A 4,650-nucleotide genomic window follows, 5' to 3' on the forward strand; every position below is an offset into this window, starting at 1 on the left:
GCCCGCCGCGTCCGCCCCGCCCGCCCGGCCCGCGCCGCCGGCCGCCGCGGACCCCCGGCGGACCGTCCCGGACGACCGGGTGCGCGGCACTTCCGCGTTTGGGGCCGGCCGGGCGGGCAACCCGGGGACCCGACAGCCGAACTCCCGCGCTGCGAGGTGAGGAGCCATGGCTCGCAACCAGAAGGCCAAGGCGAAGATGGAGCAGGCCAGGGGCAAGGCCAAGGAAGCCGCCGGCCGTGCCGTGGACGACGAGAGGATGACGGCGGAGGGCCGCACGGAACAGGCCAAGGGCGACGCGCGCCAGGCGAAGGAGAAGGGCAAGGACACCTTCCGCCACTGACAGGCACCGACAGGACGCATCGGGGGACGGGGGCGCGCCACGGGCCGCGGGAGCCGGCGTACGGCCGTTCCCGCGGCCCGCGTCGTGCCCGGCCCCGGCAGCCCCACGGCCCCGGGACGGGACCGCGCGGCGCCCCGGCCCGCCGGGGTCTTCCGCCGCGGCGCCGGCCAGGGCCGCGTCCGCACCGGCCGCCCTACGGCAGCGGCTGCTCCGCCCAGATGACCTTGCCCGTCGGGACGTAGCGCGTCCCCCAGCGTTCGGCGAGCTGGGCGACGAGGAACAGGCCGCGTCCGCCCTCGTCCGTCATCGCCGCGTACCGCAGGTGCGGGGAGGTGCTGCTGCCGTCGGACACCTCGCAGATCAGGCTGCGGTCGCGCAGCATCCGCACCCGGACGGGCTCCCCGCCGTACCGGATCGCGTTGGTGACCAGTTCGCTCAGGATCAGCTCGGTCGTGAAGGCCAGCTCGTCCAGCCCCCACTCGGCGAGCCGCCGGGTGACCTGGGCCCGCACCCCGCCGACGGCCGCCGGGTCGCGCGGCACCTGCCACTCGGCGACCCGGTCGGGGCCGAGTGCCCGGGTGCGGGCGACCAGCAGGGCGACGTCGTCGCCCGGCCGGGCCGGCAGCCGGGCGTCCAGCACGGCCCGGCAGGTCTCCTCGGGCGACTCGCCGGCCCCCGCCAGCGCCGAGCGCAGCGACTCCAGACCGACGTCGATGTCCCGCTCCCGGTCCTCGACGAGCCCGTCGGTGTAGAGGACGAGCCGGCTGCCCTCGGCCAGGTCCAGCTCGACCGTCTCGAACGGCAGGCCGCCCAGGCCCAGCGGGGGGCCCGCGGGCACGTCGAGGAAGTCGACGCCGCCGTCGGGCCGGACCACGGCCGGCGGCGGATGCCCGGCCCGGGCGATCACACAGGTCCGCTCGACCGGGTCGTAGATCGCGTACAGGCAGGTCGCGCCGGTGACCGGGGCGCTGCCGTCCTCCGCCGCCTCGTCCTGGTCGATACGGCCGACCAGCTCGTCCAGCAGCGTGAGCAGTTCGTCGGGCGGCAGGTCCAGGGCGGCGAAGTTGTGGACCGCCGTACGCAGCCGCCCCATGGTGGCCGCGGCGTGCAGCCCGTGGCCGACGACGTCGCCGACCACCAGGGCGACCCGGGCGCCGGACAGCGGCAGCACGTCGAACCAGTCGCCGCCGACCCCGGCCTGCGCGGGCAGGTACCGGTAGGCGATGTCCAGGGCGCCCTGCTCGGGCAGGTTGCGGGGCAGCAGGCTGCGCTGCAGGGCCACCGCCATGCTGTGCTCGCGGGTGTAGCGCCGCGCGTTGTCGATGGAGACCGCGGCCCGCGCGACCAGTTCCTCGGCGAGGGCCAGCTCGTCCGCGTCGAACGGCGCCGCCTTCTCCGAGCGCCAGAAGCTCACCACGCCCAGCACCAGCGTGCCCGCCCGCAGCGGCACGGTGATCAGCGAGTGGATGCCGTACTCCACCACCTGCGCGGAGCGTTCGAGGTCCTGGGCCTGCCAGCCCGGGGCCCGGGCCAGGTCCGGTTCGAGGACGGGCCGGCCGGTGCGCAGGCTGTGGCCCTGCGGGGAGGACTCGACGAACCTGATCTGCCGGCCCACCGGGTACAGCGGGGCGTCCTCGCGGATGCCGCTGAGCGCGGTGCGGCGCAGCGGGGTCACCGTTTCCGGCTGGCCGCCGCCGAGCACCGCGTCGAACAGGTCCACGGTCACGAAGTCCGCGAACCGGGGCACGGCCAGCTCCGCCAGCTCCTCGGCGGTGCGGGTCACGTCCAGGCTGGTGCCGATGCCCACGCCCGCGTCGTACAGCATGTCCAGGCGTTCCCGGGCCGCCTCGGCCCGGCCGGACAGGGCGCGCAGCTCCGTGGAGTCGCGCAGCGTGGCGACGCTGCCGGGCGGGCCCCCCGCGCTGTCCGTGGGCCGCTGGTTGACCGCCAGCAGCCGGTCCTTGACCAGGTGCACCTCGTCCGTGGCCATCCGCCCCGAGGCCAGCAGCTCGGCCGTGTCGGGGGCGAGCCCGAGGTCGCACACGTGCCGCCCCTCGGCGTCGGCGGGCAGGCCGAGCAGCCGGTGCGCCTCGTCGTTGGCGAGCAGCAGCCTGCCCTCGCCGCCGACGATGAGCACGCCCTCGCGCACGGCGTGCAGGACGGCGTCGTGGTGCTCGTACATCCGGGTCATCTCGCGCGGGCCCAGACCGTGCGTCTGGCGCAGCAGCCGCCTGCTGACCAGGGCCGTGCCCGCCGTGGCCAGCGCCAGGCCCGCGGCCGCGGCGACCAGCACCAGCGGCAGCTGCTGGTTCGCGGCGCCCCCCACGTTCGCCGTGGTGATCCCGGCCGACACCAGGCCCACGACCCGGCCGCCGGGCTCCCTGACCGGCGCCACGGCCTGCACCAGCGGGCCGATGGTCCCGGTGATCTCCTCGGTCACGGTGCGCCCGGCCAGCGCGGGGGCGATGGTCCCGACGAACTTCTCGCCGATGCGGTCGGGGAGGGGATGGGTGTAGCGGACCCCGTCGGTGTCCATGACGACGACGAAGTCGACTTTCGCCGCCTCGCGGGCCGCCTCCGCGCGCGGCTGCAGCACCGCCGAGGGGTCCGGGGCGCTCAGCGCCTCGCGGGTGCCGGGGGCGTTGGCGAACGCCTCGGCGACGGCGACGGAACGGTTGCGGGCCTCCGCCGTGCTGTCGTGCCGCACCTGCAGCACCAGGGCGGCCACCGCCGCCACGACCAGCAGCAGCACGATGACCACCTGCAGCAGGAACACCTGCCCGGCGACGCTGCGTCCGGCCAGCGCCGATCGCAGTCCCGTGACCGGCCCCCGCCGTGACCGGTCCCCGCCCCGCCGCATGTGAGCGGGCGGACCGCTGGGACGACGGGGTGACCGAGTTCCCGATCGACCCACTAGTCGGACCATGTGCCCATGTCTACACTGCCGGGCCCCCGGAGGCGAGAGGCATCGCCCGGGGCGACCCGCGGACCGGGCGGACCTCCGGCCGCCCCGCCGCCGGGCCGCCCCGGGCTACGCGACGGGGCGGACGTCGCCCGGCGGGGTACTAGCTCCAGATCCGCCCGTTGCGGGACGGGGCCCGCCGGGCGCGGACCGGGCTGCCGAGGGCGGTCGCTCGCGTGGCGCGTCGGGTGTGTGATGCAGACATGCCGTCCCTGTCCGGGGTCGTGGACCGGTTCGTGCCGTGTCCTGGCGGTGGGGTACCGGCACCAGGGTGCGAGCGGGCCGGGGCGGAGTGCTATGCGTAGAAGTACGTACGGACACGGCGGAGGCGGACGAGAGGAGGGTGGCGGAGATGGCGGGGGACCCCTACGAGCCCATGCTGTCGGTGGCGCTGGCGGCGCTGCACGAGCGTGATCCCGGCCGCCTGTGGCCGCTGGTCGCCGCGGCGCTGCCGGCCCTGTGCGGCGGCGAGTCCCTGGTCTACAAGCTCGACGACTGGAACGACGCCGGCGGTACCGTCCCCCTGCCGCCCGCGGCCTCGGCCGGCGACCCGGCCGACGCGGAAGCGGCGGCGGCGCTCCGCTCGGGGTATCCCTTCGCCGGCCACTACGCCGCCACGCCCGACCGCCATCCGGTGACGGCCCTCCGGACGGCGGGCCGGAGCTGGACCGGCAGCCCGACCGCGCGCCTGCTCAGCCGCACCATGGGCGCGGACCACGTGCTCGGCATCCCCCTGCCCAGGCCGGCCAGCCCGGTCCTGGGCTGCCTGGTCTTCCGGTCCGGTACGGACTTCACCGACGACCACGTGCGCGCCGCCCGGCGCGTGCAGCCGCTGCTGGACGCCGTCGAACAGCAACGGCAGCTGCTCGTGCGCTGGCGGGCCGCGGCGGCGGCCGCGGACGACGGGCGCCGGCCCGACGAGCTGGCCGCCGACTGCGGCCTCACGCCCCGGGAGGTGACCGTGCTGCTCCTGCTCGCCCGGGCCCTCACCGCGGACGCCATCGGCCGCCGCCTCGGCATCTCCGTGCGCACGGTGCACAAGCACGTGGAGAACCTGTACCGCAAGCTCGGCACCCGCGACCGCATGAGCACGGTGCTGCGCGCCCAGCGGCTCGGCCTGGTGCCGAATCCGGTGGCACGGCCCGCGGACTGAGCCTCCGCGACGAACGCTCGAGGGAACCCGGGCGGCGCCGGCGGAGGCGGCGACGGCTCCCCGGCCGCCGGCGCACCGGCCGGCTTCCGGTCCACGGTCATGAAGAACGGCAGCGACGCGGCGCCGGGCATCGGGGCCTGCACGGCCTTTTGAGCCCGTCGCCGCACACCGGATGCACCGGGCGCGGCCCCGGGA

3 protein-coding genes are annotated in these 4,650 nt (G+C 76.6%); 2 read left to right on the plus strand and 1 reads right to left on the minus strand.

Translation table 11 applies throughout. From position 1 onward, the window contains the following. Window positions 1-166: 166 nt before the first annotated feature. Window positions 167-340 carry a CsbD family protein gene (locus ABD363_RS32075; RefSeq protein WP_344609982.1) on the plus strand — a complete coding sequence of 58 codons (174 nt, stop codon included), beginning with the start codon at window positions 167-169 and terminating at the stop codon, window positions 338-340. A 193-nt stretch (window positions 341-533) separates the two neighbouring features. Here ABD363_RS32075 and ABD363_RS32080 read toward each other — a convergent pair whose 3' ends face one another. Next, window positions 534-3,266 (minus strand): SpoIIE family protein phosphatase, encoded by a 2,733-nt coding sequence (locus ABD363_RS32080; protein ID WP_344609983.1) that lies wholly within the window; start codon window positions 3,264-3,266, stop codon window positions 534-536. Between the two features lie 388 nt (window positions 3,267-3,654). Here ABD363_RS32080 and ABD363_RS32085 point away from each other — a divergent pair, with 388 nt between their 5' ends. After that, window positions 3,655-4,455: a helix-turn-helix transcriptional regulator gene (locus ABD363_RS32085; RefSeq protein WP_344609984.1), complete on the plus strand. Its 801-nt coding sequence runs from the start codon at window positions 3,655-3,657 to the stop codon at window positions 4,453-4,455. Window positions 4,456-4,650: the final 195 nt, after the last annotated feature.

This window comes from Streptomyces glaucus, from assembly GCF_039533365.1.
In the GTDB taxonomy this organism is placed as follows: Bacteria; Actinomycetota; Actinomycetes; order Streptomycetales; family Streptomycetaceae; genus Streptomyces; species Streptomyces glaucus.